We start from the raw sequence: 25745 nt of genomic DNA on the forward strand, positions 1-25745 counted from the left end.
ACGGTTGAGTTCGTGTCGACGGCTCAGTGGCTCTGGTCGAGTAGTCGCTCGGCGCGCGCTAGATCCTCGGGGGTGTCTACTGCCACCCCGTCGTCCAGGACGGGCACCATCCGCACGGCGTGGCCGTGTTCGACGAAGCGCAGCATCTCCACTCCCTCGGCACGCTCCAAGGGCCCCTGCTGGAGCCGCCGGAAGTGCTGGAGAGCCTGGCCGGTGAAGCCGTAGAGACCCAGTTGGCGCAGGTACTTCGGCCGGTCGCCCCTGGGGTACGGGATGGGCTGGCGCGAGAACATGAGGGCCTCGCTGCGGGCCGTGACGACAACCTTGACGACGTTGTGGTCCAGGACGGCGCCGACGTCGACCAGCTCGGTGTAGGCGTTCACGGCGAAGGTGCCGGGCGGAGTGAATTCCAGGGCCTCGGAGACGTCGTTGATGGCGGTCGGCGAGATGAACGGCTCGTCGCCCTGGACGTTGATGTATCCGTCGGCCGGGAGGCGCTCGGCGACCTCTGCGACGCGGTCGGTGCCGGTGAGGTGCTCCCCGGTGCGGATGCAGTCGATGCCGAGTTCGCGGCACGCCGCTTCGATGCGTTCGTCGTCCGTGGCGACGATGGCTCCGTCGAGGCGTTTGGCTTCCAGGCAGCGCTGGTGGACGTGCCAGAGCAGCGGCTTGCCGCCGAGGAGGGCCAGTGGTTTGCCGGGGAAGCGGGAGGCACCCCAGCGGCACGGTATGACGGCGATGTGCCGGCGCCGTTCGGCGTCGGTCTGTCGGGCTGTGGTGGCGGCCACGGCGTCCTCCTGGTGGTCGGGTTCGAGGGCTTCAGGTGAGCTGGGCGAGCTTGGCGCGGACGGTGGGTGAGGAAGTGGTCGCGAACGGCCGCCACTGGTAGCCGTCGACCTCCTCCTCCTGCAGCACCACCGCGTGATCGGTCGCGAGTTGGAAGGCCCAGCGGAAGTCCACGTGGTGGTGGGCCGGCTCGTTCTTCGACGGGTTCGCGTCGATCGCGTGCACGTCGATGTCGAGGGGGATGTCCTCGTAGCCGGCGAGGGGAACCACGGCGCTCGGCGGGATGCCGGCCTCCTCGTGCAGTTCGCGCAGGGCGGTGTCGCGCAGGCGCTGGTCGGACGGTTCGTTGTGCCCGCCGGGCGCCAAAAGTTTCCCGGACGCCTTGTGCAGGATGTGGAGCACGTGCCGTTCACCGTTGATGACGATGGCGCTGCAGGTCACGTGGGCGGGGAAGGTCTTGCGGCTGGTGGGATCGTCCGCGCCCGCGAGTACGTCGAACAGCATCGTCAGGGAGGCGCGCTCGTCCGGGTGGCGGGCGAGGTACGCCTCGGTGACGGCACGGACGTGTCCGGTGGAGGGTGGCAACGAGGTCACCTTTCGAAGTGGCGGAGCCAGGTTCTGGCGATGGTGTCGCGGTCGGCCGCCGGCATCTCGTGCAGTCCGGACTGGAGCCGCGCGTGGCTGAGTGCGGCGGTGGCGGCGAGTATCTCGGCCTGGACGAGGTGGATGTAGGTGCCGACGGCGGCGCCGTGCACGAAGTTGACGGCACCGCCGTCGGCAAGAACGTAGAAGTAGTGGCCGGTGACCTCGTACCGGGTCAACTGGGGTCCGACGGACTGACGTTCGTAGAGGTCGTCGAGGCTGCCCAGTTCGAGTTCGTCCTCGGAGGAGGTCACCGATCCGAGGTACGCGCCGTTGCGCAGGGCGGCGAAATCGTCGTGCCGGAGGGCGAGATTGCCGGTGGCGCACAGGACGAGATCCGCGTCGTGGACGGCCTCGGTGGTGGACGCGCTGGTGTGGAAGCCGAGGGCGTGCGCCTGTACCCGCTTGACCGCGTCGTTGTCGTACACGGTGACGCGCAGGTCCTGGGCACGCAGGGTCTGCGCAATCGAGCGACCGATCTTGCCGAAGCCGATGACGCAGGCGCTGCGGCTCGTGAGGATGTCCCCGCGGGCGCGGACGAGGGCGTCGGTAGAGAACACGATGGACCGGCCGACGAGGTGGTCCTCGCAGTCCTTGAGCGGTGAGCGGGCCACGGACACGACCGGGCACGGGAGCGAGCCGAGGGCCGCGTACCGCTGGTGCCCGTTCTCGGTGTCCTCGACGACGCCGAGGATGCGGCCGGAGAACTTGTTCACGAGGGTGTCGAGGCTGGGCGCGAAGTACCCGCCGATGTCGACCAGGACGACGTCTTGGCCGCCGGCCGTGTCCTCCAGATAGTGCAGGGCTTGGGACTCGTCGGTGAACCGCTCCCGGGTCAGGTTGTGGACCGGCAGGGTGTGGCGGACGGTGTCGAGGGTCGGCTGGTGGATCGACCGGGGCTTGGGTAGGACGGCACCGATCGTGGACACCGCGGTCATAGCGCGCAAGAACGCGGGGCGTTCCGGGAGCAGGTGGGTGATGACCAGCGTCGTGATCGCCTGCCCGGCAGGGAACTGCGCGGTGATCCTCCGGAAGAAGGCGTCCAGCCGTGCTCGCTCGGGAGTTTCCATGAGCATTCCTCTCAGGTTCCGAGGCGTAGGGCTACGCGGCCCGGCTGTAGTCCGGAACCGGGGCGGCCAGAGCCTGCATGTGGGCGCGCAGTCCGCTGTGGAGGTCGACGCGCGGCTGCCAGCCGAGGACCTCTCCCGCGCGGCCGGGGTCTGCGCGCGTGAGCAGGACGTCCCCGTTGCGCACGTGGTCCTGGTGGAGCTGGATCTCGCGGCCGGTGAGGCTGTTGGCGATGTCGATCACGTCCAGCAGCGATGCGTTCGAGCCGCCGCCGACGTTGATGGGGCCGTGAGCGTTCGGGACGACGCCGGCGGCGATCGTGGCGGCGACCGCGTCGTCGATGTAGGTGAAGTCGCGGCGCTGGTGACCGTCTCCGTACAGGCGCAGGGGCTGTCCGGTCAGGGCGGCGTACAGGGCGCGATGGGTGAACATGTCGGCGCGCTGCCGGGGGCCGTAGACGGTGAAGTACCGCAGGGCGACGACGGTGGGGCCACCGGGGCGCTGGGCATAGGCGAGGCAGAGCTGCTCCTCGGCCAGCTTGGTCACGGCGTATGGGGAGGCGGGATTGGGGCGGTCGGTCTCGCGGCTCGCGTCGCCGTCGGTCGGACCGTAGACGCTGGAGGAGGAGGCGACGGCCAGTCGGGGGACGCCGATCCGGGTGGAGGCTTCGAGGACGCGGTGGGTGGCCAGCACGTTGGACGCGAGGTAGTCGCCGAACTGCGGTCCCCAGGAGGGCCGCACGCCGGGGATGCCGGCGAGGTGGAAGACCGCGTCGGCGTCGATCAGAAGGGGGTCGATGGCGCAGTGGAGGAGGTCGGCCGTGACGTGGTGGTATCCCTGGAGTCCTCGCAGCGCGGCGAGGTTGGCGGCGGCCGTCGGGTCGGTGGACGGATCTCGACGGTCCACGCCGATCACGGTGGTGCCGGCCTGGACGAGGACGTGGGCGAGGTGGGAGCCGATGAATCCGGCGGAGCCGGTCACCACGGCCCGTCGGGGGGCAGCATTGGTCGGGGGCTGCTCGTGCTGTGGCACGGGGATCTCCAGAGAGGTGTCGTCGAAGGGGTAGGTCAGGTGAGCCGGGACAGGACGGTTCTGCCGTGCGCGCTGAGGGCGGCGTCGTTCTCTTTGTGGCCCTTGACCAGGGCTGTGGCCGCCTCGATAGCGCCGAAGGACTCCAGGAGGCGTCGCTCGGTGTCGTTCGGCGGACGCCCGTAGCCGTGGAAGAAGGCGGTGCGGAGGTGGGGTGCGGCCTGCCAGCGTCGGAATTCGAGCCGGGCGAAGTCGCGGACCCGGGCGTCGCGTCGCATGTGCTCGAAGTCGTAGATGCCGAAGATGTCGCCGAGCAGCCAGTTGCGCGGCTGGTAGTCGAGGTGGCAGATCGCACTGTCCATGTAGCTGGCGCCCAAGATCGCCGCGTGGTGCTTCAGCAGGTTCTCCTCGGCCGCGTCGAGCAGGTCGGCTCGGACGGCCCGGTCGATCCAACGCTGGAACCGCTCGGCGAGCGAGGCGCCGACGGCTCCGCCCTGGGGCATGGCGGTGGCCCGGTGCAGCTTGCCCAGCACGTGCCCGGCCTCGTGGTGGGCCAGTTCCTCCTCGGGCGAGCCGGGAGCGACGGTGTCCGCGCGGTCGCCTGCGAGTGCGGTGAGCAGCAGGGTGCGGGTGGCGTCATCCCGGCCGACCAACTCCGGCGCGTGACCGGTCAGATGGCGGACCCACGCCTCATAGGCGTGGAGTTCTCCGGCGTACCGGTCTCGCTCCGCGTGCTGCTTCGCGATGAACTGACGCCCGTCCCCGGCCACCAGGCGCACCACGCGGGGCGGGAGCGCGGGGTCCGCTGCGATGTCGACTGCGCCGAGGAGGTGGTGCGCCAGTCGTATCCGGGGGTCGTCCGCGGTCGCGATCACGGAGTCGGCTCCGGCGTGAGGAGACTGAGGTGCTCGGTGTCGTTGTGCCGGTCGAGCATCCAGCGGGTCTGGCCCAGGCGGTTGCGGTGGTGCTGCCAGCGGGTGATGGAGGCGTGGTTGTGGGTGAACCCGGACGGCGAGCCGATCGGGATGCCGAGCAGCAGGGTGTGGGCGGTGATCACCGTCTCCCCGTGGGCGGCGAAGACGACGCGCTTGCCGTGGTTCTCCTTGATGAGCTGGCTCAAGTTCCTGCCGGCGCGCTCCAGGTACCCGTTCCAGGTGTCGGAGCCGTTGGCCCAGGGTGTGTCGGGGTGGGCGTGCGGCCCGCCGTCGGCGGCCGTCTTCACCGCGTCCCAGGGCCTGCCGTCGGCGTCGCCGTGGACCGGTCCGTCGAGTCGGTCGTCGTGGTGCACAGGGATCTGGAGCGTCTGGGCGATGATCTCGCCGGTCTGGACGAGGCGGATCCGCGGGCCGGTGTAGATGACGTCGAAGGGCTTCTTCAGGTGCTCGGTGGCCAGGCGGCGTGCGGCCTGTTCGGCTTGGGCGTACCCGAGGTTGGTCAGGCCGGTGCAGGTGCGCGGGCCCCCGACGAGGCCGTCGGCGTTGCACTGGGCTTGGCCGTGCCGGACGAAGACGAGTTCGGTGGTGATCATGAGGCTCCTCGGTGCGTGAAGCGGAGGGGCAGGCTGTAGTGGTAGCCGTTGCGGCCGACGTACGGTGCGGTGAGCACGGCGTGCAGGCCCAGGAAGCTGTCGAGCTGGCCCCGGTCCGTCGTGCCCAGCCGGGCGTCGTAGCGTCGGGCTGCCGCGTTGTACGCGAGCAGGGCGGTGGTGACGGCTTGGTCCGTGAGCGGCCCGTAGGTCAGGTGGAGCGTCGCGACGAGCTTGGCGAGGTCGTAGCCCAGCGGGGCGAGGGACAGGTCGTCGGTGTCGACGGCGACGATGTCTTGCGCGGTGATGATGAAGTTCCGCGGGTTGCTGTCCTTGTAGAAGGCGCAAAGTCCCTCGGCGGTCGCTTCCAGCAGGCCGAGCATCGCGTGCAACGCCGTCTTGTTCGGCAGGTAGCCCTGCTCGTGGCGTCGCCGCAGAGCGATCCTCCGGGGCCCGAGGTAGTCGTCGAACTGCGTGCCGTCCTCGAAGTGGTGCGGGGTGTCCAGCGACACGGAGTGCAGGTCGCTGGCCCAGGCGGCACCGTGGGCGTGGCCGAGCAGTTCCGCCACGCGCGGGAGGTCCTCGGGACGTACGGGGCGGCCCTCGATCCGTTCGAACGTCAGGGACTGTGGCCCGGCAGTGTGGAGAGCCGGCTGCCTCAGCGGCTTGGCGTGCGCGGTGAGCCACCGGTAGTGGCGCACCGCCCCCGCCGCGCGCTCGGGTTCCGCGTAGTGCTTGGTGAACGGGGCGGGGCTCATGCCGGCTCTCCTTCTTCCTTCGGCTGTGCGACGACGAAGGTGATCAGGGACCGGGTGGTCAGCGGCCGGTCGGGAAGGAACTCATGCAGGGTCGCCGCCAGGGCACCGGGGTTGCCGTACAGGCCGGGCGCCAAGTCGTACTTGGGGTTGGTGGCCAGGTACTGCGCCGTGTGGTCGTGGCCGTCGAAGGTGAAGACGTGTTCCTCGTCCAGGACGGCGATCACGTCGAGAGAGGAGGCGGCCACGTCGGCGAGGTTGCCGCTGTGGGCTGCCGTGTAGAGGCTCTCGTGCCGGGCGGCACGAGCATCGAGGCCGGCGGAGGCGACCAGCTGGTCCATCTCTCGGTAGCTGTCGAGGCCCTTGGTGACGAGCACGGCCAGACCTCCGGGCGCGAGGACCCTGGCGATCTGCCCGACGACGTCCTCGGGGTGCGGCGAGTGGTAGAGGCAGAACGCCGCGACGACGATGTCGCTCGACCCGTCGGGCAGGGGGAGGTCGTGGAAGTCGGCTTCGACGAACTCCACCGTGCTGTCGGGCAGGTCCCTGGCGCGCTCGCGGGCCTGGGCGAGCAGGGAGGGGGCGGCGTCAAGGCCTACGACGCGCTTGGCCCGGAGCTGCTCGGCGATGACGAGGCTGCTCGTGCCGCGACCGCAGCCGATGTCGAGCACCACGCCCAGCCGGTCGGGCCGGGCGTGGTGGGTCTGCACCAGGCTGACGATCGTCTCGGGCACCGGGTTTCCGGCAGTCTTGGCACTCATCAGGGCGCTGGTCCGCCCGGCCAGCCGCGAGGCGTGCCCGTACAGCTCCCGCTGCCGGGCCGGGTCCAGGAACGGGTTGGGCTCGTTCATGCCGCACCCCCTGACCGGGGGCGCGGACCGGTCAGGACTGCTCGGCGGCTACCTTCCGCAGCCAGCGGCGCGTCTGACGCCGATTGGCCAGCAGCACCACATCGGCACCGGCGCCGAACTCCTCGATCTTCGCCATCACGCGGGGCCGCATCTTGCGCCGGTACGTGGCGACGTACTTGATCACGCCCCAGTGGATGCGGTTGTGCACCCCGTTGCCCTTGTGCCCGGCCCCGTGCCGGATCTGCCGGGAGAAGATCCCGTACAGCGCCGCCACGGTCGACACGTCCATCAGGACCACCGTGTCGCAGGCTTCGAGCCGTACCTGCAGCGTCGAGTTGTAGTTGCCGTCGATCACCCACCGCGGCTGCGCGACCAGCTCGCGCTGGACGTCGGTGAACTTGTCCATGGGCAACGGGTTCCACTCGCCGTCGTAGAACGCGGCGTCCAGGTGCGTCACCGGGGCATCGAGGATCCTGCCCAGTTCGCGGGCCACGTGGGATTTGCCGCTGCCTCCGCAGCCGACGATGGCGACCTTCTTCATGGTGCTCCAGCGTAGAGAGGTTCGGGTGTCCGGCGGACCCATCCTCCGGGACGCGCCCGGAGGACCCGCGCGCCGTGGTCGATCGAGCGGTCTGCATCAGGCAGCTCCCCGCTCGGTCGCCGTGGTCTGGAGGAGGCCGTGCAGGACGGACTCCAGGGTGTTGACCTGCCTGCACAGGCCGAACAGGCGCAGGCGGTCCACACATGCGGCGATCAGGGCGGCGTGCTGCTCGGTACCGGCGATCTCGCTCAGATAGGAGAGGCGTTTGAGGACGTCGTCGCCGGAGCGCACGACCAGTTCCTTCGGGACGAACCGGTCGGCGAAGCGGATGTCCGCCGGGGCCAGCGGCAGGCAGCCAGCGAGCACGGCCTCGAAGATGCGCTGGGTCATCTGCCCGACGGCGGCGTACCGCTCGGGCAGCATGAGCACCGTGGCCAGGGACCGGCCGTAGACGCCGGCGGCGTCCTCGAACGGGATCCGGCCCGCGAAGCGGACGTGCGGCCAGCGGCCGGTCTTCGCCCACTTCCCGGCGACCAGGTGCTCGACGCGGGCGGCTGCCGGGGCGAAGAAGCGGTCGAAGGGCTCGTCGCGGTCGTACTGGTTGCCCACGTAGCCGAGCGCGAGATCCCGGGGCCGCGCCGCCAGGGTGAGGGGATCAGCCTGGGCGAGGAGGTCCTCGGCGACGGGGAAGAGCAGCGAGTGCGCGCCGAGCGTCGGGGCGAGCGCGGCCTCGCAGACGCGGGTGTGGGCCGTACGGCGCCACACGCTCTCGGCGCGCAGGGTGCGGTCCTTGTCCCAGATGACGGTGGGCGTCTGGGACCGGACCGTGTAGTGGTCGATGAGCTGTGCCTGCCGGTGGAGGTCGCAGGTGTGCCCCTCGCTGCCGCACACGGTGGTGTTGCGGCCGGGGATGGCCCAGCGCCACTCCAGGAACAGGGCGTCGATGCCGGGCAAGCCGTCGTCGAAGGTGTACGGGCCGCCGAGGTCGTCACCGGCTTCGAGGCGGTCGCGGTCGGGCTGGAGGAAGACGATCTCGTGACCGCGGGCAAGGAGGGCGTCGATGAAGGGGCGGCGGTGGCTGCGGCCTCCGTCGGGGGTGTCGGTGACGCCGTTGCCGAGGAAGCCCCAGAAGCTGTACCCGATCTTCATTTCGTGATCCACCGCCCTTCGAGGAGCAGGGCGTCGAGGCCGGAGTTGGCCAGGCAGTCCAGGGCCATCTCGGGTGTCCCGCAGATCGGCTTGCCCTTGACGTTGAGGGAGGTGTTGATCAGCACGGGGATGCCGGTTCGGCGGCCGAAGGCGGTCAGCACCGCGTGTATGAACGGGTTCTGCGACCGGGTGACGGTCTGCAGGCGGGAGGTGCCGTTGGCGTGCACGATCGCCGGCACCCGCTCGTGCGTCAGGTCCGTCACCCCGGAGGCCATGGACATGTACGGGGCCGGCTGGCCGAGAGCGAAGAACTCGGCGGCGCGCTCGGCCGGGACCATGGGGGCGAAGGGCCGGAACGGCTCGCGGAACTTCACGGTGGCGTTGAGCCGCTCGACGACGCCGGGCTCCAGCGGGGAGGCGAGGATCGAGCGGTTGCCCAGGGCACGCGGCCCGGCCTCAACGCCTCCCTGGAACAGTCCGGCGATCATGCCGTGGGCGAGCTGGTCGGCGAGGAACTCGGCGGTCTCGATGCCGAGGGTCTTCTGGCGCAGGCCGGGCCAAGGGGTCAGGTCGAGGGGCTGGTCCTCGTAGGAGGGGCCGAGGTAACAGCGGCGGGCGATGCCGGCGACCGGGCGAGGGCTGCGCCCATCGACATGCACGGCGAGGGCGGCCCCGATGGCGGTTCCGGCGTCTCCGGGCGCCGGCGGGACGAACACCTCGTCGAAGATGTCAGCCTCGATGATCTTCCCGATGCTGACGCAGTTCGTGGCGACGCCGCCGCCCACGCACAGGCGCCGGGAGCCGGTGAGCACACGGGCGCGGCGGGCAAGGTGAACCATCACCTGCTCGGTCCGTTCCTGGAGGGCAGCCGCCAGGTCTCGGTGGACGTCGGTGAGCGGCTCGCTCGGGTGCCGCTCGGGGCAGGTCTCGGCGACGAATCGCCGGGATGTCCTCGGGTATCCCGAGGTGAGGGTGCGCGTCGGGAAGTAGCCGGGGTGGATGCGAAAGCCCGTGGCCGTCGTGCGGACGGCCGTGGTGAACAGGTGCCGGAAGCGGGCTGGGTCGCCGAGGGCGGCCAGCGCCATGACGGTGCCTTCCTCGTCGCCCCGCCGCCAGCCCAGGTGCTCGGTGACGGCGCCGTACACGTAGCCGAGGGAGGCCGGGTCGTTGATCGCTTCCAGGGTGTGGACGCGGGGGTGCTGAACGCCGTGGCCGTGGGCGATCGTGGTGGTCTGCCGCTCGCCGAGGCTGTCGACGACGAGTACGGCCGCTTCGTCCCAGCCGGAGGCGGCGTAGGCCGTGAGCTGGTGGGCTCGGTGGTGCAGGACCGATGTGACGCGGGCCGAGGGGAACTGGCTGCCGAGGACGCGCAGCCGCCGCCGGGTGCGCAGGGCGACCTTGGCGAACCCGTGGGCGCGAGCCAGGCTGCGGTCGCGTGTGGCCGACGAGAGCGCCATGCGCAGGGCGACGGGCGACTCGGCGAGGTAGCGGGCGGGCTGGAAGTTGTAAGCGACGGCGTCCACGTCGCTGGCGCTCAGCTTGGCCTGGTCGAGGAGCCAGCCCACGGCGCGAGCCGGGTAGAGCTTGGTGTGCTTCTGCTCGGAGAGGCGTTCCTCCTCGACGAAGCCGACGAGTTCACCGTCGACGAGAAGGGCGGCCGAGGAGTCGTGGGTGTACGAGCACAGGCCGAGGACGACGGAGGGGGTGCGCTTCATGGCGGCGGTCACCTTGCCCCTGCCGTCGCGGCGCGATTGGTCGAGCGCCGCTCCAGCTCTCCGTACCAGGCGGTGAGGGCTTGGCCGAGGGGCCCGTCGATCGTGTCGGCCGCCCGCCACGCCTGCTCGCGCTTGCCGTCCTTCCACAACCGGTAGCTGCGCAGCGTCTCGGCCATCGCGTCCCAGCCGGGGTGGCCGGTCACGTCACGGGCCTCGACCTGGTCGAGCAGGCCGTCGAAGCCGTTCCAGGGTGTTCGCAGGTCGGGCATGATCCCGCTTGCCGGGAGCGAGGTGAGCGTGTCGGCCTGTTCGATGTGCTCGTCGTAGATGTGCAGCGAGCCGATGTGTAGGTGAAACTCGCCGAGTTCGGCGTCGAGCCATCCGGCGACCAGCTCGTGCAGCACGGTGTAGAAGAACACGTCGTACGGCATGCCGATCCATACGTCCTGGCCGCGCATCATGGTCGCCATGTGCAGGCGGCCGGCGCGCAGGTGGAACCGGAACCCGAGGGTGCACGGCACGTCCTTGTGCCCTGCGGCGTCCTGGGCCGGGTCGTAGAGCTGGATCAGGGCTCGCCGGGAGTCGGGGTCGGCTTGGAGGATCTCGACGACGCGGGCGAGCTGGTCGACCTTGCCACCCCAGTTCCGCATCCTGGGGCCGTACGCCCCCAGGAGGACGCCTTCGTCGGCGAACTGCCGCAGCCGGTTGTTGTAGTCGAAGATCCACGGGGCGTCGGAGCCAGACAGGTGCCAGACCGTCTCGGCCACGGCGAAGGCCGGATTCACGATGCGGGCGGGCGGGGCGTAGAGCAGGCGAGCACGCGGCTGGGTGAGCAGCAGGTGCACATCGCGGACTTCGTGGGTGGCCATGCCCCGGGGGCTGATCTTCTCGCCGGACTTGGCCAGCGTGACGGCGCCGGAGAACAGCTCGGCGATGCTGTCGGCCGTGAGGGATGTCATCGGGCGGATGCTCCTTCGTCCCTGGGCGACGCAGCGGCGCCCGGGTGGTGGTGGGTGGAGTCGTCGGCCCTCGGGCCGGAGGTGGCGCGGTCGGTGATGAGCCGGGCGATCCGAGTGGCGCTGTCGCCGCGCCACCGGCAGACCGCGTCCAGGGCCGCCCGCGGGATCGGCGCAGGGCCCGCGCGCAAGCCGGAAAGTGCTTCGGCGACCTCATCGGCGGCCTCGCACCGGGTCGCCAGTCCGTGACTGGTCAGGCCCAGGGTGCGTTCGCCCGGCGGGCCGATTTCGAGGACCGGGATGCCGAGCAGCGCGGCTTCGATCCCGCACGTCGAGTACGCGCTCACCAGGACGTCCGCGCCGGCGAGGCAGCCTCGGGCTCCGACTCGGGGATCGACCACCGCGATGGGCGGCCCGGCGTCCCGCTTCACCAGAGCGGTGAAGGCGTCGGCTCCCTGCGCCGGGTGTGGAGCGATGACGAGCCCCCAGTCGCCGTCCGCCTCGGCAAGCCCGTCCAGGAGGAGGTCCACGTGGGACTTGAGGTGATCGGGGTTGAAGGGCTGGCAGGCCCACACCGCGATCCGGGTCGGCGCGCGTCGGCCCCCCGAAGCGAGCAGGTTCTCCAGGTACCGCCGCTGTGTCTGGCGGCTCAGGCTGGTGAGGACGTCGAAGCGGGGCTGCCCGAGGACGTGCACCTCGGCCTCGGGGTGGCGCGCCCACCCTCGGCCCAGGGCAAGGTCCCGCTCGCCCATGACGATGATGTCGCGGCTGTGCAGGGCCGGCCAGGCGACCGATTCCGGCGTCCACGCCCCGTGCTGGACGTGCACCGAGTTCGCTCCGTGCCGCTCGGCGGCGTGCGCGGCCAGCACGCCCAGCGGGCTGGTGTCGTTGCTCAGCAGGACGGTGTGCGGCCGGGTGGTCGACAGGATGTCGTCGAGCCAGCTCTCCGCCCGCACCACCGTCCGCCACGACGGTTGGGTGCAGCCCCCGATGGTCTCCAAGAGAACGGACAAGAGCCGTACGAGCCGGGCAAGTTGGATTCCGTGGCCTTCCACTTGGACGACGTGCTCGTCGTCGGGGCGGTGGAGGCCCTCGGCGGTGCCCGAGACGGTGAAGAGGTCGCTCGGAGCCGCTCGCAGCTCGAAACCCGTTGCCGGTCCCGCGCTGCATCGCTCGGCGGCATCAGTGGCGAGATCGAGCAGGAGGCTCCTCTGCCCGCCTCGCGCCAGCTCGGCGAGAACGGGGGTCAGCGTGGCGGCATGGCGGGAGGTCCACGACAGCGCCAGAACGTCCTGCCGTCCGAGATCCGAGGGGAGCGGCCTCGGCTCCGCGTTCGCCGTACTCGTCCGGGCGCGGTTCCGGAGCTGGGCGGAGCGGGTCGGGTTGTGCGGTGCCGCAGCACCGAGCACGTACGCGACGCCGGACCATGTCACGGTGTAGGCCAGGTACTCCCGCGAGCTGCTCGAACGCAGTCCCACGAGACCTTCGTAGGGGGCCAGGATCAGGGGCCCTGGGGCGGAGGCGAACGGTGCCCAGGAGTTCAGGGCCAGGAGCTTGCGCACGATCTCGGCGACGAAGCGTCGCACGGGGACGTGCTGAACGTGGAGCCAGTCGGCTCCGCCCGGGGTGGCGGCCCACTTGGCGCTGTAGCGGTCGACGGCCTCCATGACGTCTTCGACGTCGGAGCGCAGTAACTGCTTGTCGACGGCCGTCGCATCAAGCTCCGCCGTGTGGATGTGGTCGGTTCGCGCGTGCGCCAGGGCGCCGGTTCCGACGAGAGTCCACGTCGGCTTCCCGACGTTGGAGGAGCGGACCAGGCCGAGGCCACCACTGGTGCGGGGGCTCACACCGTGCTCCCCTCGACGAGCTGCTTGGCGGGGAGGAGGCTCAGCAGTTCCCTGGGGGACCAGACCGTCTCCGGGGCGGGAGCCGTCGGCTGCCCGTAGCCCCACCCAGCGTGCACATAAGGGACGCCGGCGCGTGCGGCCGACTCCTGGTCGACCGCCATGTCACCCACGTAGACGGCGGAGGCGGGGTCGACTCCCAGGTCGACCAGTGCCAGGAGGAGCGGGTCCGGGGCCGGTTTCGTTCGGCCCGCGCCGGCGGGCGTGCGGATGGTCGCGAAGGGACACCCGAGGCGCGCGAGGAGCGGGGCCGCCCGGTCGACGTGCTTGGACGTCACGACGCCCAGCCGCCAGTCGGCGGCCACGAAGGCGTGGAGCGTCTCGACGATGCCGGCGAACTCCTCCGCGAGGTGCGCGGTGGCCACGGACTCCGCCTCGTACGTCCTACGGACCGCCTCGGCATCGGTCACGCCCAGGCGCTCCATGATGTCCCCGAACTCGCGACCCAGGTGGCGCTCGTAGTCACGGAACGGGAGCGCGACGCCATGGACCTCCTGGACCCTCTGCCACGCCCTCCGCATCACGGGACGCGTGTCGAGGAGGACCCCGTCGAGGTCGAGGAGAAGAGCGCGCGACCCGTGGTCGCTCGGCGCGGCCGGGGCGGGTGGCGATCCGCAAGCGGGAACGGTCATGATCATCCTCTCGTCAGGGTGTCGTCGTGCCTCAGAGGGCCGAAGCCGGGGCAAGTTCCAACTCGGGGTACTGGGCAGGACCGCCGGCCTCCTCGAACGCCGCGTCGAGCAGCGCCACGTGCAAGCGGTCCCATCGCCCTCGGGACTGCAGAGCACGCCCGTGGCGGGTCAAAGCCCACGCCTTGAGGGCCGTCGGGTCCTGCATGAAGTTCCGCGCGTTCTGCCGCAGGATGGCGGGGGTGAACACCCTGAGATTGAGGCCGGTGCGCCAGAACTCAGGCCACCACTGGCACATCAGGAGCGGACCCGATTCGTCGTCCTTGACATGGTCGGGGTGGTTGCGCACCCAGATCGGGTCCAAGTCCGGGTGGGTGGTGGCGACTTCGAGCATGCGGCCGTGAGCCTGGTGCACTGCCAACTCCAGGGACTGGCGGTGCTGCTGGCGACGCTGGGCGATGTGCACCGCGGACGCGAGGGCGATGGTGGTGGCCAGAGCGAGAACGGGACGGTTCATCTGCGACCTTTACTCGGGGATGGATGGGGCGGTGCGGCAACCGGCGGCGGCATCCGGGGCAGTGGTGGTCGCCGTCGTGTTCGCTTGAGGAGAGTCAGGCCGCGTCCGGCGGGCCCTCAGCCGACGCCGAGGTCAATCCGTCCGGCACGGCCGGCAGGCGTGCGAGCCGGTGAAAGCGCGAGAGGTCGAAGCCACGCCCCTGAACCTCACCAGCGGGCACGGCGAAGAGGTCGATCCCCACTTCGCTGGGTGCCGAAGGAGCGGCCTCCCTGATGGCGAGGAGCGCTTCGCCCTGCTCGCGGTGCGGCAGGAGGCGCGGCGCACGATCGATGTGTCCCTCGAAAGTCATGGTCAGCCCTCGGTCAGGTGTATTTGAAGGTGAAGACGAGCACGACGCTCACGGCGACGATCAGGGCGATCTGGGCGCTGATCTGCCGCCAGCCCCAGCCCTTCCTGTCCATCCAGCGCAGCGGACGCCTTCAAGTCGGCGCGACGGGCTCCTCGGAGATCACGAGGTGGAGAAACGCCCGGCAGTGCTCGCCCAGGTGTTTGATCACGGCGTGGTACTCGTCGTCATCGGAGCTGATGTTGTGCCGGTCGAGGACGAGCACGCCGTCGGCCAAGCCCTCTCGGAGCTGTCGCTCGGCTTCCCGCCAACCAGGTCGATCCCAAGGCGGCGTGTAGACGCCCTGGCTCGCACTGGATGCCGGGAGGTACGTCGTGGTCACCGGGACCGCCACATCGTGGAGCCGGGCGGTGATCGCGTAACCGAGCTGGTCGGCCTCAGCCTGTAGCGTCCCCCAGTCCTCGTCAGGTCGGGCCCTCGGACTCGGTACCAGGCTGTACGCCAGCACGCGCAGCGGCTGATCGGCCTGCGCGCCGACGGTCTGGCGGTAGAAGTGCTGGCGCAAGCCTCGGAGTTGGCCAGCTCGGGACCGGCGCTTCACCTGGGCAGAGGTGCGAGGCCAGCTCGGGTAGTCACGGCCAGCGGTCGGCGCCCCACCGCCCGTGTGCTTCTCTCGCCCCCGATCAAAGGCGACGAGGCTCAACACGTCGGCTCCGTGCTTGACTGCGTTGTGCGGCGACATGGGGGTGCCTCCGTGAGAGTGGGGATGACCGCGTACGTCGTCCGGCCGCCGTCCGCGACGCCCCACCGAAGCGACAAGCAGGCGACGAGGTGCAGCCCTCGACCGCCGAGGCCGGCGGCACTCGCACGTCGCCGCCTCGCCGGTGCCGTGCTGTCGTCGGTGACTCGGATTCGAAGCTCGTGCTCGTCGTGTCGCAGTCGCAGTCGGACGTCCCCGGAACCGTGAATGATCGCGTTGGACACCAACTCCGAGACGACGAGCCGAGCGTCCTCTGCCGGCGTCTCCGGCAACGACCAGTGCTTCAACACGGTGGCCGTCGTTCGTCGCGCTTGAGCGACGTGCACATCTACCGGCTCCATGGCCATCTCGAAGACGTGAGAGGCCAGCGGACACCGAGCGGTTGAGGCGCCGACGGCGTGGGCGCCACCGTCGTCGCCCCGAGGTCGGGGCGGCGTTGCTGTCCGGTGCGTGGTCATGAGCACATCGCACCGTGGCTGCGCGATCCGGGACAGGGGAAACCGGAGGGGGGAAATCTTTGTCAAGGGGGGGAAACCAGGGGGGAGTTGAGGGGAGTATTGGCTTTCTCCCACGGATAGGGGTCAGACTCATGGCGGTGGATCCATTTGCCGAGTTGCTCCGTCACCTGCGGCGTAACGCGAATCGGACGCAGGACGAGCAGGCCGGTGCGATCAACGCCGCCTCCGGCCGGGCAACGGTGACCCGCCGGGAGGTGAACCGGTACGAGAACGGTGCGAACGTTCCGACGGACCACACCCTGGGGAACATCGCTTTGGCCTATGGCGTCCCGCTGGAGCCACTACTGCGCGAGGCGAAAGCCGCCCGCGCCAGGCGGCGAGAGAAGAACAAGGCCGAGGCGGAGGACCTGGACGACGTGAAACGCCGAACGCTGCTGGGAGGCGCAGTCGTCGGTGCGGCTGCGGCTGCCGAGCCCTGGGGCCGACTGGCCTACGCACTCAGCAAGGGTTCCAAGATCGACCCTGAGTCCGCGGCGGTGCTTATTGATCATGCCGCCACGTTGCACGTGGACGAGCTGAACGAGAGTGCGCTCAGCCTGCAGTCCCGCGTCGAGGCGCACTTGGACGCGATCACCGCAGCCCTTCCCCGCGCCGGAGCCCACGAGCGAGCCCTGACCATCGCGGCCGGGGAGACTGCCGCTCTTGCTGGGTGGGTCGCCTGGGACCTCGGCCAGCAGGACAAGGCCACTTCCTATTACGGAGTGACCTCGGAGTGCGCAAAAAGGGCCGGACACCCTCCGCTGCGCGCTCTCGCTCTGGGCTACGCGAGCTACGGTGCCGCCAGCCCGGCGAAGGCGCTGGAGATGCTTTCGCAGGCAGCTCAGGACGTACGCGGACGTGGCAACGCAACCGCCGCAGCGTGGGCGCTGGGCCGGTACGCGGAGGAAGCCGCCCAGTCAGGCGATGACGCTGGCGCCCTTCGTGCTCTCGATCAGGCCAAGTTCGCTTATGACTTCGCCGACCATACGAGCGAGCAGGCGTGGGTCCGCTTCGTGACGCCATACCGCATGGACTCGTTAACCCTCTCGGTCTATGGCGAACTCGCGCGTCAGGAGCTGACCGCCACGGCCGACTCCGCAGTCGAGCGCCTCGGCGGCGAACTACCCGAGTCCGGCGTGGTCGTCCTGGGTGACCTGGCGTCCGCCCTTCTGCGCGGCGGCGACATAGATCGCGGAGCCTACGTAGCGCACCAGTTCGCCGCAGCAGCGGAGTCGAAGCCCAACACCATGGGCCGGCAGCGGGCTCAGGCCATCGCTGCCGGGCTCCCCGACACTGAGCATGACCTGGCCAGCCACCTGCTGACGTTCGCGACGCTGTGAAGCGTCGAAGCGCACAGGCTCAGCGAGAGCAAGGCGCTGTAGTGGAGACCTCTACCCCGGGCGCGTCTCGTCGACGACCCAGGACAGGTACGCCTCCGACCCTCCGGTCACAGGCAGCGTGACCCACTGGGGGACGTCGTACGGGTGCCTCTCGTGCAGCCATGCCTCTAGCGCGGGGAGGCGATCCGACGACGTCATGTAGGAGATCCGCCACTCCTGAGCCGCCTCGACCTTCCCCTGCCACCAGTAGAAGGCGGTGATGGGCGCATCGATGTGGACGCCCGCCGCCAGTTTGCTCTCAACAGCGCCTCTGGCGAGGGCCTTCGCCTGCTCCTCGTCGTCACTCGTCGTCTGCGCGATCACGATCTCGGGGTCCATGCGGCTACCTCTCCAGCTCGGGTACCGCGACCCTACCCAGAGGGCTGACGCAGTCGACAAGCGCTGGTCGCCCGTATCCGGGCCGAACGTACCCGTCGGCCTTCGGCCCACTGGACCGCGCAGCTCGCCTCCGAGGGGTGCGCGGAACTCCCCTACGCGGCGAGGTCGTGCCGCTCGCTGCCCTCGGGCTCTCGACTGCCGCCGGGCTGCTGGCGCTCAAGGCCCAGCAACTTCAGCAGGTCGGCCGTGACCACTCGGTAGGCGTTGCCGAGGCGCAGCACCTTGACCGGGTACTCACCCTGCTTGGCGAGCCCATACCCGGTGGACCGTCCGATCATCAGCGCCTTGTTCGAGGTGTCGAGATCGATCACCGCCGGAAGAGCGAGCAGCTCGTCGCTCGTCAGTCCCCGCCCCGCTCCTGCCATCTTAGGTGCTGCCATGACGCTCTCCTGACGTTTACGCGTGCCGTAGTGACGCGCAAGATGTATCACGGAGTTGCGGCAGCGCCTTTTCGCTTCTTAGGGTGTCATCATGACACCTTATCAATGGTCGACAGCGTTCACCGGTCGGATCGCTCAGCGCCTACGAGAGTCGCGCCGGGCCGCCGGCCTCACGATGGCCGAGGTCGCGCAGGAGTGCGCGGCCCGCGGCATGCCGGAAATCACCGAGCACTCGATCAAGAACCTGGAGTCCGGACGCAAGACGAGCGTCAGCGTGGCGGACGTCGTCATGCTTGCCGACGTACTGGGCGTCCCGCCGGTCACCCTGCTGTTCCCGCTCGGTTCTTCGGCGGCGGTCGAGGTTCTGCCGGGCCGCGAGCTGTCCACCTGGGACGCGGTCGCGTGGTTCACCGGTGAGACACCTCTGGATGATGCGGCCCCCGAGGGCTCGCCCCGGGACGTGCTCGACAGCTTCCGACACCATGGCGACCTCGTTGCCGCGTCGATGTCCTCGTACGACTTGGCGCAGGAGCGGCGACGAGTAGCCAGCACCACTCTGGACCGCAGTCGCCGAACCACGCTTCTTGAGCGGGCCGAGGGATACGAGGCGCACGCCTTCGAGGACGCCCAAGAGCTGCGCGCGTACCGAGAGCGGATGCGTCAGCGCGGCCTCACTCCTCCGGCCCTTCCTGACCGACTCGCCTTTGTCGACGAGCCCGACATACACCCCGAGGCCGGGGAGCGTGAATGAAGAAGGGCACCATCACGCGGCGGTGCCGGTGCACTGACCCGGAGACCGGCAAGGACCTCGGGGCGGCGTGCCCGAAGCTCCAGTCGCGACGGCACGGGACCTTCGGGGTGTTCCAGGAGCTGGACCCCGCCCAGGACGGCCGACGACGGCGGTTCCGTCGTGGTGGCTTCGAGACCTCCACCAAAGCCCAGGAGGAACTGGGCAAGGTCCGCGCCCTCATGGCGATTCCCGAAGAAGACGACGCGTGGGGCAGGACGCAGATCAGCGACCTGCTGGAGGACTGCGTCAAGGAGAAGACCCCTCTGCCGGACTACGACGAGACCCGTCGCCGGTTCCAGACGGGTCAGTCGCTCAACTCGAAGACCACCGTCGGGGAGTGGCTCGACACCTGGCTGGCCGGGCGGAAACGTCTGCGCCGTGGCGGTGCGTCGCGCTACGAATGCGACATCCGCGTCCACCTCAAGCCGCACCTCGGGCACCTTCGCCTCGACAAGCTCCGAGTCCACCACATCGACAAGATGTTCGACGCCATCAACGAGCGGAACATCGAGATCCAGGAGCAGAACGCCCAGCGACGCGCGGTCGCCGACGAGCTGAAGGCCACCCCGAACAAGGGAGCCGAGAACCGGGCGCGCCGGAAGTGGTTCCGCGCACAGCTCGACGCGATGCCGCCGTTCCGTCGAGTCACCGGGCTGAACACCCAGCCTCACATCCGCGACACGCTCCGGGCCGCGCTCAACGTCGCCATCGCTCAGCAGGTCATGCCCGCCTTCAACCCGGCCGCTCACGTCGAGCTGCTGCCCGGTACCAAGCCGAAGGCCCTCGTCTGGACCGAAGAGCGCATCGCTCGTTGGCAGGAGACCGGTAAGCGGCCGTCGCCGGTCATGGTCTGGACCCCGGAGCAGACCGCCGTCTTCCTCGACTTCGTCGCGGGAGACCGGCTGTACTTGCTCTGGCGACTCATTGCGTTTCGCGGTACTCGGCGAGGAGAGGCGTGCGGTGTCCGCTGGGAGGACTACTCCGCGAAGCACTGCTCGCTGGCCATCGCCACGCAGCTCGTCCAAGACGGCTGGGAGGTCCACGAGGGTGCGCCCAAGACCGACAGCGGCCTCCGACTGATCGCCCTGGACGGCGAGACCAACGAGGGCCTCCTCACGCACAAGGCGCGCCAGCAGACCGAGCGCGAGGCATGGGGTGAGGGCTGGCAGAACACCGGTCGGATCTTCACCCAGGAGGACGGCTCTCTCCTCCACCCGGGCAAGGTCAGCGATCTGTTCGAGCGCCTCGTGGAGGCGGCTGGCCTCCCGCCGATCCGCCTTCATGACCTCCGGCACGTCGCTGCGACGCTGATGCTCGCGGCGGGCGTCGACATCAAGGTCGTCTCGGAGACCCTCGGCCATTCGGACACGCGGATCACTCGGGACATCTACCAGTCGGTCCTCGACGACCTGGCGCGTGACGCCGCCGAGAAGGTCGTGCAGCTCGTCCCTCATGCGCGTAAGGCGCTGGCGGCTGTTCCGGACGTCGTGCCGCAGGTAGACCCCTCGTCTCGCCTGCCGAGGATGGCGCCGCCGCGTAAGGACGACGCGGCACAGCAGAATCGTTCCGCCTGACCTCTAGGAACGCATGGTCGAGGACATCTGCTACCGGCATCGGGGCCCGTGAGCCCCGATGCCGGCGTCTATCCCCCGGCCGAAGGCTGTCTGGCCTCAGACGGAGCTGCACCGAGGTGCAGATCCGGGCGAGGATCTTGTGCGAGCAGTTTGAGTACCAGGTCTGCAGGCCAGCGCAGCTCATCAGCGAGCCGCTGGACAGTGATGCCCTTGCGTTCAGCCATCTCGAAGGCTCGCTGCAAGAGAACGGGAACCTCTCCCGGAAAGCCCTGCACCGGCGTATGCGGCAACAGCCCCTGCCCCCGCAGGGTTCTGAGGCGCTTCCATCCTCGACTGCTTACCGCTTCAGTATGGAGGCCGAGCTCTCGGCAGCGGACCAGGAGAGAATCCAACGACACGCCCCAGGTCTGCTGTAGCCGCCCTAGGACCGTGAAGTCGACCCGCGTCGGAAGCGAACCCGTCAGTCGTGCCGCTGGTGTGAGGAACTCAGCCGCGAAGGCGTCTGCCTGACGTTCGTGCTGGACATCTCCGGGGTGCGCTTCACCGTGCAGCAAAAGGTGACCCAATTCATGCGCACAACTGAACCGATGGCGATACACGTCGTCGCGCTCGTCGTTGAGCACTACGACAGGACGGGTAGGCAACCTAGTCGTGGAGAAGCCATCCAGCTTCCTGCTGTCCGCGTTGGGAAACGGAAGAGCTGTCACGACGATGCCGCGCGATTCGAGCAATCGAACCAGGTGCGAGATCGGGCCATCCCCCAGGCCCCAGCGTGCACGAAGAGCGCGGGCAGCCTGTTGGGGATCGCTGGGTAGGTCAGGGATAGTTTCTCCGCCATCCCAGCCCGGCAGATCAACCGCCGGCAGCCGGATATAACTCTCCAGCTCGTACACCAGCTCCCACAACAGCTCGGTAAAAGACACGCTCCGCTCACGCTCGCGAGCAGGAGCCGAGCGCAGAGAGCGGAAGTGCACGGCTGCCGTATCCAGGCCGGCTCGGGGTCTGCCAGCGGTGAAGAAGGCGCTTGGCATACCGAGAGCTTCTGCCAGTCGGCGGACCTGCTCCGGCCGGGGCCGGATAGCTCCTGCTTCATATTGGCCGACCGCGGCGGGCGTTACGTTGATCTTTGTCGCCAGCTCTTTCTTGGTCCAACCAGCCAGGCGCCTGGCCTGCGTAAGTCGAGCGCCATCGAATGCCGCTGCGACCGACGCAGAGAGGTCGAGTGGCAGAACGGGTGCCACCGAGAGTGAAGATCGCTTAGTGCTCATTGCTTTCGTTCGCGGTGTCGTCCGCGTCTTCCAGGTTGATGGGGGGCTCCGCGCCGGCACCGAATCCGGGAGTAGAGGGGTCGATGGGCGACACGACGGAGATCCCGCCGGTACCGCCTTCAGCGTCTGTGATGGCCAGAGGTTCGAGCCACTCCCAGGACACCGAGCCCGACAAGTCCAGTTTGGCTTCCCCGACGAAGCAGTTGAGCAGGCCACCTTCCCGGTTACTCGCGTAGGCGAGCAACAACATCTTGGGCTGCTCGGGCAGTTCCTCGAGTGTCTCCTCCAGGTCTTCGAAGGCCCACTCCTGACCGTCGATACCGTCGCTGATGCGAAGCGCGGTCTGCACCTGCGGTGCGAGCTGACCGTAGGCGGCGAACATCTCGCTGCGGATCTGCGAGGTCCGGATCTTCATCCCCCGCACATCCGTCGTCGAGTCACTGGCGTAGCAAACGGGGTAGAGGATGGCGTTTCCGACGCCGAGCATGAAGGTGCTTCGCACCCGCAGCGGCTTGGCCTCGGGAAGGGCCTCTAGCTGGTCTTGGTCCTTGAGCGCACCAACGGTGAACCGCCAACGATTCGTCCCGAAGGTGTGGCCGTCGCTGTACTTGCTGAACTCGTAGGCGTCGACCGCTTCTTGCGTCCCTGTCTTCAAGGACCAGATCACGTGCTTGCGAACTCGTGGGGCCGAGACCCCGACCAACTGATCAAACCGAGAGCCGTGCAACGTCAAGGAACCCACCCCTAGTAGGACAGTTCAACGCCCCAGCGGACTTTACCGCTCGACGGGATCATGCTGCATCACTTTAGTTTCTGCGTCAATCTCGACGCGCTCGGGATCCACGCCACAGCTGAGACCGACAGCTCGGGTTGAGGTGACGGTCCCCCCACGCACCGGGGCGCTGCGCCGGGAACTGTGGGAATCGGCCAACTTCCTCCACATCGATCGCGACCTCTAGAACTGCGGTTTCACCCCTCAGTGCCTACTCCTCGGAGAGGCCACCGACTCGCCCCCCGTCCACCGCTTTGCACGCCCGCTGCACGCCTGTCCACCGGTTGTCCACCGGGGGCAATCATGAGGCCCCGGGAGGGCAGCAGTACCCACAGAAATGGATCACGGAAAGAACAAAGGCCCAGGTCAGAGGCTATCTGTCCTGGGCCTTTACTGAGCCGCCTTCGGGATTCGAACCCGAGACCTACGCATTACGAGTGCGTTGCTCTGGCCAACTGAGCTAAGGCGGCACGCCCTGTCGCACTATGGTGCGATCAGCAGCGGGGCCAAGTCTACACAGTTTCCGGGGGTGCTCCGCACACCGCGCCCCCGGAGGCGTCTGTGCTGGTCAGGGCCGGTGTGGGGAGGTCAGGTGCACTTCTTGCCGTCGGTGGGCGGGGTGCCCTCCAGGAGGTAGGTGTTGATCGCCGTGTCGATGCAGTCGCTGCCCCGGCCGTACGCGGTGTGGCCGTCGCCGTCGTAGGTGAGCAGGGTGCCGGAGTCGAGCTGGGCGGCGAGGGCCTGGGACCACTTGTAGGGGGTGGCCGGGTCGCGGGTGGTGCCGACCACGACGATCGGGGCGGCGCCCTTCGCCTCGGTGCGGCGGGGGGTGCCGGTGGGCTTGGTGGGCCAGTACGCGCAGTTCAGGGAGGCCCAGGCGAAGCCCCGGCCGAAGACCGGGGAGGCCTTCTCGAAGTCCGGGACCGCCTTCTCCACCGCGTCGGGGCCGTCGAAGGCGGGCGGGAGGTCGAGGCAGTTCACGGCGGCGTTGGCGAACATCAGGTTCGCGTACTCTCCGTCCGGGCCGCGCTCGTAGTAGCTGTCGGCCAGCGAGAGGAGTCCGGAGCCGTCGCTTCGCTGGGCGCCCTCCAGCGCCTCGCGGAGCTGGGGCCAGGCCGCCTCGTCGTACATCGCCGCGATCACTCCGGTGGTGGCCAGGGACTCGCCGAGCTTGCGGTCCTCGTCGCCCGTCGGGATCGGCTCGGCGTCCAGGTCCTTGAAGAGCTGCTTCAGCGCCGTCGCCGCGTCCGCCGTGGACGTCGTGCCCAGAGGGCAGTCCGGCTGCTTGACGCAGTCGGCGGCGAAGGACTGGAACGCCCCCTCGAACCCCGCCGTCTGGTCGCGGTTCAGATCGACCGCCGGGAGGGACGGGTCCATCGCGCCGTCCAGGACCAGGCGGCCGGCCCGGTCCGGGAAGAGGTCCGCGTACGTGGCGCCCAGGAACGTGCCGTACGAGGCGCCGACGTAGTTCAGCTTCCCGTCGCCCAGCAGGGAGCGCAGCACGTCCATGTCGCGGGCCGTGTCGACGGTGGAGACGTACGGGAGGATCTCGCCGGTCCGCTTCTCGCAGCCCTGCGCGAACTTCTCGAAGGCGTCGGTGAGCTTCCGGACCTCCGCCTCGTCGTCCGGGGTCTGGTCGACCTGGGTGTAGGCGTCCATCTCCTTGCCCGTCAGGCACTCGACGGGCTCGCTGCGGGCCACGCCGCGCGGGTCGATGGCCACCATGTCGTAGCGGGCGCGCACCGGGGCCGGGTAGCCGAGCGCCGCGTACCCCTGGAGATAGCCGATCGCGGAGCCGCCGGGGCCGCCCGGGTTCACCAGGAGCGAGCCGATCCGCTTGCCGGGGCCGGTGGCCTTCTTGCGGGAGACGGCGAGGTCGATGTCGCCGTCGGACGGCTTGTCGTAGTCCTTCGGCGCCTTCATCGTCGCGCACTCGAACCCCTCCACCCCGCAGTCGCGCCAGCTGAGCCGCTGCGCGTAGTACGAGTCCAGCCCGGCGGGGGCGGCCGTGCCGGTGGCGGAGGCGCTCGGCGACGAGCCTCCGCCGCTGCAGCCGGAGGCGAGCAGACCGGCCGTGCCGATCCCGATGGCGAAGGTGCGGAGCAGGCGCCTGGTGTTCATTCTGGGAGCGTATCCGGCAGGTGACGAGTCGTCCGATTCCCTGCTCATTCGGGTGAACCGGAGCCGGGCCCCCCAGGTCCGTCAGCCCGCTCTCAGCGACATCGTCATCGCCTCCACCGCCAGCAGCGGCGCCACATTGCGGTCCATCGCCCGGCGGCACGCGATCACCGCCTCGATCCTGCGCAGCGTCTGCGCGGGCGTCGACGACTCCGCGATCCGGTCCAGCGTGTCCTGCACGTCCGCATTGGCGATGGCGATCCGCGAACCGAGCTGGAGCGCCAGCACATCCCGGTAGAACCCGGTCAGCTCGGTCAGCGCCAGGTCCAGGCTGTCGCGCTGCGTACGCGTCTTGCGGCGCTTCTGCTTGTCCTCCAGCTCCTTCATCGCCCCCGCCGTGCCGCGCGGCATCCGGCCCCCCGCGGCCGCGCCGAGCGCCGCCTTGAGGTCCTCGGTCTCCTTGGCGTCGACCTCCTCCGCCTGCTGCTTGGCGTCCTCGGTGGCCGTGTCGATCAGCTCCTGGGCCGCCTTGAGGCAGCCGCCGACATCGGCGACCCGCAGCGGAACCTTGAGCACCGCCGCCCGGCGTGCCCGCGCCCGCTCGTCCGTGGCCAGCCGGCGCGCCCGGCCGATGTGCCCCTGGGTGGCCCGCGCCGCGGCGTGGGCGCGCTCCGGGTCGACGCCGTCGCGGCGGATCAGGACGTCCGCCACGGCCTCCACCGGCGGGGTGCTCAGGGTGAGGTGGCGGCAGCGGGAACGGATCGTGGGCAGCACGTCCTCCAGCGAGGGCGCGCACAGCAGCCAGACCGTGCGCGGCGCAGGCTCCTCGACCGCCTTCAGCAGCACGTTCCCCGCGCCCTCGGTGAGCCGGTCGGCGTCCTCCATCACGATGACCTGCCACCGGCCGACCGCCGGGGAGAGCTGGGCGCGGCGGACCAGGTCGCGGGTCTCCTTCACGCCGATGGAGAGCAGGTCCGTGCGGATGACCTGGACGTCGGCGTGCGTACCGATCAGGCTCGTGTGGCAGCCGTCGCAGAAGCCGCAGCCCGGCTCCCCGCCCAGCGCCCGGTCCGGGCTGGTGCACTGGAGCGCGGCGGCGAAGGCCCGGGCAGCGGTGGCCCGCCCGGAACCCGGCGGTCCGGTGAACAGCCAGGCGTGGGTCATCTTCGAGCCCTGCGCCCCGGGGTCCTCCGGCCTGCCGTCGGAGACCGCCGTGACCAGCGCGTCGGCGTCCCTGGCGGCGGCGGAGAGCTGCTCCCTCACCCGGTCCTGCCCGACCAGGTCGTCCCATACGGTCATCGGTCACCGCCTTTCGGATTCCATTGTGGGGGACGCCACTGACAGTCCGGCCCGCCCACCCCCTCGGGGCGGACGGGCCGGATGCCGGACGTCGGT

General features: G+C 69.6%; 27 protein-coding genes, 1 tRNA gene and 1 pseudogene. 3 read left to right on the forward strand and 26 right to left on the reverse strand.

The annotated features are described in order from the left end of the window. Positions 1-23: 23 nt before the first annotated feature. The 18 genes from AC0682_RS15325 to AC0682_RS15410 all read right to left on the reverse strand — a co-directional run bounded on the left by AC0682_RS15325 (position 24) and on the right by AC0682_RS15410 (position 15631). Positions 24-788, reverse strand: coding sequence for a 3-deoxy-manno-octulosonate cytidylyltransferase (locus AC0682_RS15325; protein ID WP_381011050.1), 765 nt, complete (start codon positions 786-788; stop codon positions 24-26). 31 nt (positions 789-819) lie between these two features. Next, the gene (locus AC0682_RS15330) at positions 820-1380 is read right to left on the reverse strand and encodes an NUDIX hydrolase (RefSeq protein WP_478533256.1); all 561 of its coding nucleotides are present in this window, start codon (positions 1378-1380) and stop codon (positions 820-822) included. Continuing rightward, the gene (locus tag AC0682_RS15335; RefSeq protein ID WP_478533257.1) at positions 1377-2498 is read right to left on the reverse strand and encodes an adenosylhomocysteinase; all 1122 of its coding nucleotides are present in this window, start codon (positions 2496-2498) and stop codon (positions 1377-1379) included. Before AC0682_RS15335 ends, AC0682_RS15330 begins: the two co-directional genes overlap by 4 nt. 31 nt (positions 2499-2529) lie before the next feature. Then, positions 2530-3528: an NAD-dependent epimerase/dehydratase family protein gene (locus tag AC0682_RS15340; RefSeq protein ID WP_478533258.1), complete on the reverse strand. Its 999-nt coding sequence runs from the start codon at positions 3526-3528 to the stop codon at positions 2530-2532. A gap of 35 nt (positions 3529-3563) precedes the next feature. After that, positions 3564-4400 carry an aminoglycoside phosphotransferase/kinase family protein gene (locus AC0682_RS15345; protein WP_478533259.1) on the reverse strand — a complete coding sequence of 279 codons (837 nt, stop codon included), beginning with the start codon at positions 4398-4400 and terminating at the stop codon, positions 3564-3566. Next, the gene (locus tag AC0682_RS15350; protein WP_381011035.1) at positions 4397-5053 is read right to left on the reverse strand and encodes a histidine phosphatase family protein; all 657 of its coding nucleotides are present in this window, start codon (positions 5051-5053) and stop codon (positions 4397-4399) included. Before AC0682_RS15350 ends, AC0682_RS15345 begins: the two co-directional genes overlap by 4 nt. Next, positions 5050-5808 carry a phosphotransferase gene (locus AC0682_RS15355; protein WP_381011032.1) on the reverse strand — a complete coding sequence of 253 codons (759 nt, stop codon included), beginning with the start codon at positions 5806-5808 and terminating at the stop codon, positions 5050-5052. The genes AC0682_RS15350 and AC0682_RS15355 overlap by 4 nt, the downstream gene beginning before the upstream one ends. Then, the gene (locus AC0682_RS15360; protein WP_381011029.1) at positions 5805-6656 is read right to left on the reverse strand and encodes a class I SAM-dependent methyltransferase; all 852 of its coding nucleotides are present in this window, start codon (positions 6654-6656) and stop codon (positions 5805-5807) included. Before AC0682_RS15360 ends, AC0682_RS15355 begins: the two co-directional genes overlap by 4 nt. Positions 6657-6687: 31 nt before the next feature. Then, positions 6688-7197 carry a P-loop NTPase family protein gene (locus AC0682_RS15365; protein WP_381011027.1) on the reverse strand — a complete coding sequence of 170 codons (510 nt, stop codon included), beginning with the start codon at positions 7195-7197 and terminating at the stop codon, positions 6688-6690. Positions 7198-7293: 96 nt separating this feature from the next. Then, a complete protein-coding gene (locus AC0682_RS15370) occupies positions 7294-8346 on the reverse strand; it encodes a glycosyltransferase family protein (RefSeq protein ID WP_478533261.1) in 1053 nt (350 codons plus the stop codon). Then, on the reverse strand, positions 8343-10061 hold the full coding sequence (locus AC0682_RS15375) for a carbamoyltransferase family protein (protein ID WP_478533262.1): 1719 nt from the start codon (positions 10059-10061) through the stop codon (positions 8343-8345). The genes AC0682_RS15370 and AC0682_RS15375 overlap by 4 nt, the downstream gene beginning before the upstream one ends. Before the next feature lie 8 nt (positions 10062-10069). After that, complete coding sequence (locus tag AC0682_RS15380; protein WP_096624679.1) at positions 10070-11020, reverse strand: thymidylate synthase; 951 nt, start codon at positions 11018-11020, stop codon at positions 10070-10072. Continuing rightward, on the reverse strand, positions 11017-12864 hold the full coding sequence (locus AC0682_RS15385) for a glycosyltransferase family protein (RefSeq protein WP_478533264.1): 1848 nt from the start codon (positions 12862-12864) through the stop codon (positions 11017-11019). The genes AC0682_RS15380 and AC0682_RS15385 overlap by 4 nt, the downstream gene beginning before the upstream one ends. Beyond that, positions 12861-13553 (reverse strand): HAD family hydrolase, encoded by a 693-nt coding sequence (locus AC0682_RS15390; protein ID WP_236073047.1) that lies wholly within the window; start codon positions 13551-13553, stop codon positions 12861-12863. Before AC0682_RS15390 ends, AC0682_RS15385 begins: the two co-directional genes overlap by 4 nt. Before the next feature lie 31 nt (positions 13554-13584). Continuing rightward, complete coding sequence (locus AC0682_RS15395; RefSeq protein ID WP_478533266.1) at positions 13585-14067, reverse strand: DUF6082 family protein; 483 nt, start codon at positions 14065-14067, stop codon at positions 13585-13587. Between the two features lie 94 nt (positions 14068-14161). Next, the gene (locus tag AC0682_RS15400) at positions 14162-14416 is read right to left on the reverse strand and encodes a hypothetical protein (protein ID WP_478533267.1); all 255 of its coding nucleotides are present in this window, start codon (positions 14414-14416) and stop codon (positions 14162-14164) included. A gap of 130 nt (positions 14417-14546) precedes the next feature. Next, entirely contained in the window at positions 14547-14978 is a 432-nt protein-coding gene (locus AC0682_RS15405) for a hypothetical protein (RefSeq protein WP_224354190.1), read from the reverse strand. Positions 14979-15112: 134 nt separating this feature from the next. Then, positions 15113-15631 carry an ATP-binding protein gene (locus tag AC0682_RS15410; RefSeq protein ID WP_478533269.1) on the reverse strand — a complete coding sequence of 173 codons (519 nt, stop codon included), beginning with the start codon at positions 15629-15631 and terminating at the stop codon, positions 15113-15115. A 131-nt stretch (positions 15632-15762) separates the two neighbouring features. Between AC0682_RS15410 and AC0682_RS15415 the strand changes: the two genes are divergently transcribed. Continuing rightward, complete coding sequence (locus AC0682_RS15415) at positions 15763-17010, forward strand: helix-turn-helix domain-containing protein (RefSeq protein ID WP_478533270.1); 1248 nt, start codon at positions 15763-15765, stop codon at positions 17008-17010. Positions 17011-17061: 51 nt separating this feature from the next. Here AC0682_RS15415 and cutA read toward each other — a convergent pair whose 3' ends face one another. Together cutA and AC0682_RS15425 are read right to left on the reverse strand one after the other, a co-directional pair. Beyond that, a complete protein-coding gene (cutA, locus tag AC0682_RS15420) occupies positions 17062-17388 on the reverse strand; it encodes a divalent-cation tolerance protein CutA (protein WP_478533271.1) in 327 nt (108 codons plus the stop codon). Positions 17389-17540: 152 nt separating this feature from the next. Continuing rightward, positions 17541-17828 carry a hypothetical protein gene (locus AC0682_RS15425; protein WP_478533273.1) on the reverse strand — a complete coding sequence of 96 codons (288 nt, stop codon included), beginning with the start codon at positions 17826-17828 and terminating at the stop codon, positions 17541-17543. Positions 17829-17919: 91 nt separating this feature from the next. Here AC0682_RS15425 and AC0682_RS15430 point away from each other — a divergent pair, with 91 nt between their 5' ends. Next, positions 17920-18579, forward strand: coding sequence for a helix-turn-helix domain-containing protein (locus AC0682_RS15430; protein WP_478533275.1), 660 nt, complete (start codon positions 17920-17922; stop codon positions 18577-18579). Beyond that, entirely contained in the window at positions 18576-20192 is a 1617-nt protein-coding gene (locus tag AC0682_RS15435; RefSeq protein WP_478533277.1) for a tyrosine-type recombinase/integrase, read from the forward strand. The genes AC0682_RS15430 and AC0682_RS15435 overlap by 4 nt, the downstream gene beginning before the upstream one ends. Before the next feature lie 68 nt (positions 20193-20260). Here AC0682_RS15435 and AC0682_RS15440 read toward each other — a convergent pair whose 3' ends face one another. The 6 genes and pseudogenes from AC0682_RS15440 to AC0682_RS15465 form a co-directional block, all read right to left on the reverse strand. Next, positions 20261-21115, reverse strand: a complete 855-nt coding sequence (locus AC0682_RS15440; protein WP_397772117.1) for an ImmA/IrrE family metallo-endopeptidase — start codon at positions 21113-21115, stop codon at positions 20261-20263. 108 nt (positions 21116-21223) lie between these two features. Then, positions 21224-21460, reverse strand: a pseudogene (locus AC0682_RS15445) (helix-turn-helix domain-containing protein); the annotation flags it as partial. Next, entirely contained in the window at positions 21450-22127 is a 678-nt protein-coding gene (locus AC0682_RS15450; protein ID WP_382791142.1) for a hypothetical protein, read from the reverse strand. The pseudogene AC0682_RS15445 and the gene AC0682_RS15450, both read right to left, overlap by 11 nt. A 501-nt stretch (positions 22128-22628) precedes the next feature. Then, positions 22629-22702, reverse strand: a tRNA-Thr gene (locus AC0682_RS15455). Positions 22703-22820: 118 nt separating this feature from the next. Continuing rightward, on the reverse strand, positions 22821-24353 hold the full coding sequence (locus AC0682_RS15460; RefSeq protein WP_478533279.1) for an alpha/beta hydrolase: 1533 nt from the start codon (positions 24351-24353) through the stop codon (positions 22821-22823). Between the two features lie 81 nt (positions 24354-24434). Next, positions 24435-25649 carry a DNA polymerase III subunit delta' gene (locus tag AC0682_RS15465; protein ID WP_478533281.1) on the reverse strand — a complete coding sequence of 405 codons (1215 nt, stop codon included), beginning with the start codon at positions 25647-25649 and terminating at the stop codon, positions 24435-24437. Between the last annotated feature and the right edge of the window lie 96 nt (positions 25650-25745).

This window comes from Streptomyces sp. NPDC043746 (genome assembly GCF_056436485.1).

What these genes read in the sequence shown, in the direction of transcription:
- AC0682_RS15335 (WP_478533257.1), bottom strand. Translation starts at nt 2,498, where the DNA reads ATGGAAACTCCCGAGCGAGCACGGCTGGACGCCTTCTTCCGGAGGATC.
- AC0682_RS15350 (WP_381011035.1), bottom strand. Translation starts at nt 5,053, where the DNA reads ATGATCACCACCGAACTCGTCTTCGTCCGGCACGGCCAAGCCCAGTGC.
- AC0682_RS15355 (WP_381011032.1), bottom strand. Translation starts at nt 5,808, where the DNA reads ATGAGCCCCGCCCCGTTCACCAAGCACTACGCGGAACCCGAGCGCGCG.
- AC0682_RS15360 (WP_381011029.1), bottom strand. Translation starts at nt 6,656, where the DNA reads ATGAACGAGCCCAACCCGTTCCTGGACCCGGCCCGGCAGCGGGAGCTG.
- AC0682_RS15365 (WP_381011027.1), bottom strand. Translation starts at nt 7,197, where the DNA reads ATGAAGAAGGTCGCCATCGTCGGCTGCGGAGGCAGCGGCAAATCCCAC.
- AC0682_RS15370 (WP_478533261.1), bottom strand. Translation starts at nt 8,346, where the DNA reads ATGAAGATCGGGTACAGCTTCTGGGGCTTCCTCGGCAACGGCGTCACC.
- AC0682_RS15375 (WP_478533262.1), bottom strand. Translation starts at nt 10,061, where the DNA reads ATGAAGCGCACCCCCTCCGTCGTCCTCGGCCTGTGCTCGTACACCCAC.
- AC0682_RS15380 (WP_096624679.1), bottom strand. Translation starts at nt 11,020, where the DNA reads ATGACATCCCTCACGGCCGACAGCATCGCCGAGCTGTTCTCCGGCGCC.
- AC0682_RS15390 (WP_236073047.1), bottom strand. Translation starts at nt 13,553, where the DNA reads ATGACCGTTCCCGCTTGCGGATCGCCACCCGCCCCGGCCGCGCCGAGC.
- AC0682_RS15395 (WP_478533266.1), bottom strand. Translation starts at nt 14,067, where the DNA reads ATGAACCGTCCCGTTCTCGCTCTGGCCACCACCATCGCCCTCGCGTCC.
- AC0682_RS15400 (WP_478533267.1), bottom strand. Translation starts at nt 14,416, where the DNA reads ATGACTTTCGAGGGACACATCGATCGTGCGCCGCGCCTCCTGCCGCAC.
- AC0682_RS15410 (WP_478533269.1), bottom strand. Translation starts at nt 15,631, where the DNA reads ATGACCACGCACCGGACAGCAACGCCGCCCCGACCTCGGGGCGACGAC.
- AC0682_RS15415 (WP_478533270.1), top strand. Translation starts at nt 15,763, where the DNA reads ATGGCGGTGGATCCATTTGCCGAGTTGCTCCGTCACCTGCGGCGTAAC.
- cutA (WP_478533271.1), bottom strand. Translation starts at nt 17,388, where the DNA reads ATGGACCCCGAGATCGTGATCGCGCAGACGACGAGTGACGACGAGGAG.
- AC0682_RS15425 (WP_478533273.1), bottom strand. Translation starts at nt 17,828, where the DNA reads ATGGCAGCACCTAAGATGGCAGGAGCGGGGCGGGGACTGACGAGCGAC.
- AC0682_RS15430 (WP_478533275.1), top strand. Translation starts at nt 17,920, where the DNA reads ATGACACCTTATCAATGGTCGACAGCGTTCACCGGTCGGATCGCTCAG.
- AC0682_RS15435 (WP_478533277.1), top strand. Translation starts at nt 18,576, where the DNA reads ATGAAGAAGGGCACCATCACGCGGCGGTGCCGGTGCACTGACCCGGAG.
- AC0682_RS15460 (WP_478533279.1), bottom strand. Translation starts at nt 24,353, where the DNA reads ATGAACACCAGGCGCCTGCTCCGCACCTTCGCCATCGGGATCGGCACG.
- AC0682_RS15465 (WP_478533281.1), bottom strand. Translation starts at nt 25,649, where the DNA reads ATGACCGTATGGGACGACCTGGTCGGGCAGGACCGGGTGAGGGAGCAG.